Source organism: Terrabacter sp. P5_B1 (assembly GCF_056400505.1).
This window is the reverse complement of sequence record NZ_JBFULD010000394.1, coordinates 1-3,427: the sequence shown is the minus strand read 5'-3', so window position 1 is coordinate 3,427 and position 3,427 is coordinate 1. Positions and strand designations below refer to the sequence as shown.

At 73.3% G+C, this 3,427-nt stretch carries 4 protein-coding genes; 1 reads left to right on the top strand and 3 read right to left on the bottom strand.

Annotated features, from left to right (window positions below):
- The first annotated feature begins 144 nt into the window (after nucleotides 1-144).
- On the top strand, nucleotides 145-354 hold the full coding sequence (locus AC1DP0_RS19795) for a DUF1918 domain-containing protein (protein WP_442277372.1): 210 nt from the start codon (nucleotides 145-147) through the stop codon (nucleotides 352-354).
- On the opposite strand, the gene hutI is transcribed toward AC1DP0_RS19795, so the two are convergent.
- From hutI to AC1DP0_RS19780, 3 genes are all read right to left on the bottom strand, one after another.
- A complete protein-coding gene (hutI, locus tag AC1DP0_RS19790) occupies nucleotides 351-1,547 on the bottom strand; it encodes an imidazolonepropionase (protein WP_478087887.1) in 1,197 nt (398 codons plus the stop codon). The two genes, AC1DP0_RS19795 and hutI, sit on opposite strands and share 4 nt — an antisense overlap.
- The gene (locus tag AC1DP0_RS19785) at nucleotides 1,544-2,878 is read right to left on the bottom strand and encodes a formimidoylglutamate deiminase (RefSeq protein WP_478087883.1); all 1,335 of its coding nucleotides are present in this window, start codon (nucleotides 2,876-2,878) and stop codon (nucleotides 1,544-1,546) included. Before AC1DP0_RS19785 ends, hutI begins: the two co-directional genes overlap by 4 nt.
- On the bottom strand, nucleotides 2,875-3,427 hold a 553-nt coding region (locus AC1DP0_RS19780), incomplete at its 5' end, for a M20/M25/M40 family metallo-hydrolase (protein ID WP_478087881.1). The genes AC1DP0_RS19780 and AC1DP0_RS19785, both read right to left, overlap by 4 nt.

The window sequence follows — 3,427 nt, the reverse complement described above, 5'->3', positions numbered from 1 at the left end:
CGGCCGGGCTCACCGGCCCACCGGGCGCTCGGCGACCCCGGCCGGGACCCGCGCTCGGCCGCGTCTTGTCGCACGAAGACCTTCCGGGCCGGGTCTCGAGGTGGTGTCCTTGGAGGGAACAGAGCCCACGCGAGGAGGTGTGCCATGCAGGCACAGGTCGGTGACCGCATCACGATGGCCGCGGAACACGTCGGTCAGAGCACGCGCGAGGGCGTCATCCGGGAGGTGAAGGGCGAGGGTGGCGCTCCCCCCTACGTCGTCGAGTGGGCCGACGGCCACACCGGCCTGATCCACCCCGGCCCGGGATCCGTGCTGCGCTGCCAGCACCCCGACGACGAGCCGGCGACCAGCTAGAGCTCGAGCGCGCGGACGATCGGCACCCCGGCCCGGTAGGCGAGGTGCAGGTGGCTCGGCGCGTCGAGGACGGCCAGCTCGGCCGGCCGGCCGGGCGCCACGCGTCGGTCGAGACCGAGCGAGCGCGCCGACACCGCCGTCGCGGCGTGCAGCGCCTCGGCCGGGGTCAGGCCCATCTCGCGCACCGCGAGCGCGATGGCGAACGGGATCGACGACGAGTAGCACGTGCCGGGGTTGCAGTCGCTCGCGAGCGCCACGTCGACGCCCGCGTCGATGAGCGCCCGCCCGTCGGGGTAGGGCGAGCGGGTCGAGAACTCGACCCCGGGCAGCAGCGTCGCGACCGTGGTGCCGCGGGCGGCGACGAGCGCCTCGACGTCGGCGTCGTCGAGGTAGGTGCAGTGGTCGACACTGCGGGCCCCGAGCTCGCAGGCCAGCCGGACGCCGGGGCCGTGGCCGAGCTGGTTGCCGTGGACCCTCAGGGCGAGACCCGCGGCGCGGCCGGCCTTGAGGATCGTGCGCGCCTCGTCACCGTCGAAGGCGTGCRCCGAGTGCGGCTCGCAGAAGACGTCGATGCTCTCGGCCAGCGCGGTCGGTCCGTCGGCGACGACCGCGCCGAGCATCGGCCCCGTCACGAGGTCGACGTATGCCGCTCGCCGCGTCGCGTACTCGCGTGGCACGACGTGCGCGCCCAGGAAGGTCGTGTGCGGGGTGAGCTCACGGGCGATGCGCAGGCTGCGCAGCTCGTCGTCGAGGGTCAGGCCGTAGCCGCTCTTGATCTCGACCGTCGTCGTTCCCTGGGCGCGCATCTCGGCCAGGCGGGCGGTGACGAGGTCGCGCAGCTCGTCGTCGCTCGCGGCGCGGGTCGCCGCGACCGAGACGGCGATGCCGCCCCCGTCGTAGGGCGTGCCGGTCATCCGGGCGGCGAACTCCGCCGACCGGTCACCGGCGAAGACGAGGTGGGTGTGCGAGTCGACGAAACCGGGGATGACGGCACGGCCGCCGAGGTCACGGCGCTCGTCGGCGTCGGGCGCCTCGACCTCGGGACCGACCCACTCGATGACACCGTCGTCGGAGACGACGAGCGCCGCGTCGCGGAGGATGCCGAGGAGGGCGTCGCCCGGGTCGGCGTGATCGTCGCCGCGGGCCGGGTCGTTGGTCGTCAGCTCCGCGATGCCCGTGAGGAGCAGGCTCACGCCGGTACCCCTCCGGCGACGCGGTCGATGGCACCGACGAGCAGGCGACCGACGTCGCCCATCCGGTGGTGGCCGTCGCTGACGATGACGTCGCCACCCACGACGACGGTCGAGACGTCAGAGGCCACGCACGCGTAGATGATCTGGTCGAGGGCGGCGCCCGCCGTGTTGACGGTGTCGGTGCGCACCGTGACGAAGTCGGCGAGCGCGCCCTTGCTCAGGTGGCCCCCGTCGGACCAGCCGAGGGACCGGTAGCCGTTGAAGGAGGCCGCGAGGAGCAGGTCGTCGGCCGAGAAGCGGTCGCGCTCGTTGGTGACGAGCCGCTCGTGCATCTCGAGCCCGCGCAGCTCCTCGAACGGGTCGATGACGACGTGCTGGTCCGAGCCCAGCGAGAGCGGGCTGCCGGCGTCGTGCAGGGCGCGGGCCGGGCCGATGCCGTCGGCGAGGTCACGCTCGGTCGTCGGGCAGAAGCACGCGCCGGTGCCGGTGCCGCCGAGGAGCTCGATGTCGCGGTCCTCGAGGTGCGTGGCGTGCACGGCCGTCGAGTGGGCGCCGAGGGCACCGGCCTCGTCGAGCAGCTGGGTCGGGCTCGCGCCGTAGAACATCTGGCACGCGAGGTTCTCGCCGTGCTGCTCGGACAGGTGCACGTGGAGCGGCAGGTTGCCTGCGGCCTCGACGACCTTCGGGAGGTCTTCGCGCTTGACCGCACGGACCGAGTGGATCGCCGCGCCGAGCCGCACCAGGTCGGTCTCGGGGCGCCGCGCTGACATGCGCTCCGCCCACGCCTCGACCGAGCCGTCGCTGAACCGGCGCTGACCCGGGTGGAGCTCGACGTGGCCCCCACCGTTGAGGCCGCCCTCGAGGTAGCACGTGTCGAGGAGCGTGAGCCGGATGCCGGCCTCGTCGGCCGCCTGGCGCACCGCGAGACCCATCGCGTTCGGGTCGCGGTACGGGTGCCCGCCCGGACGGTGGTGGACGTAGTGGAACTCCCCCACGACCGTGATGCCGGCCTGCACCATCTCGGCGAAGACGGCCCGCGCCAGCGCGAAGTACGTGTCGGGGTTGAGCTGCTCCGCGGCGGCATACATCTGCTCGCGCCAGCTCCAGAAGTTGCCGCCACCGCCGTTGACACGGCCGCGGAGGGCGCGGTGGAAGGCGTGGCTGTGGGCGTTGGCCATGCCGGGCAGCGTCACTCCGGCGAGGCGGACGTCGTCGGGCTGCGGGTCCGCGTCCACGAGGACGTCCTTGAACAGGCCGTCCTGCGTCACGAGGCGGACACGGCGCGCCAGTCCCCCTGTCAGCCAGGCACTCTCGCACCAGAAGGTCGTCATCGTGCCTCGCTCATCGACTCGGGGTCCTTCCCTGTGCACAGCTCGGTCACGACGGCGGTGAGGGCCGTGACCCCATGGTGACAGTCCTCGGTGCGCGCGAACTCGTCCGGAGAGTGTGACACCCCTGTGGGGTTGCGGACGAAGAGCATCGCGCTCGACACCCCGTGCGTGGCGAGGATGCCCGCGTCGTGCCCCGCGCCCGTGCCGAGCAGCGGCGCGTCGGGGAGTATGCCGTGCACCCGCTCCACGAGTCGCGTGTCGAACGTCGTCGTCGGGGTCCACGACTCCTCGGTGGTCGTCGCCCCCACACGGGCGGCCTCCGACGCCACGGCGTCCACGACCGCGTGGACGACGTGCTCGCTCTGACCGCGTGCGTCGAGCCAGGCCGTGACATGGCTCGGGATGGCGTTGACGCCGCCCGGTACGACGTCGACCTTGCCCACGGTGGCCACGCAACCGAGCCCCACGGCATACGACCGCGCTGCCTGGACGACCTCGGCGAGGCCGAGCATGGCGTCCTTCCGGTCGCCGAGGCGCGTGGTGCCCGCG

Excerpts from the sequence above, each read along its gene's own strand:
- AC1DP0_RS19795 (WP_442277372.1), top strand. The coding sequence starts at position 145 with ATGCAGGCACAGGTCGGTGACCGCATCACGATGGCCGCGGAACACGTC.
- AC1DP0_RS19785 (WP_478087883.1), bottom strand. The coding sequence starts at position 2,878 with ATGACGACCTTCTGGTGCGAGAGTGCCTGGCTGACAGGGGGACTGGCG.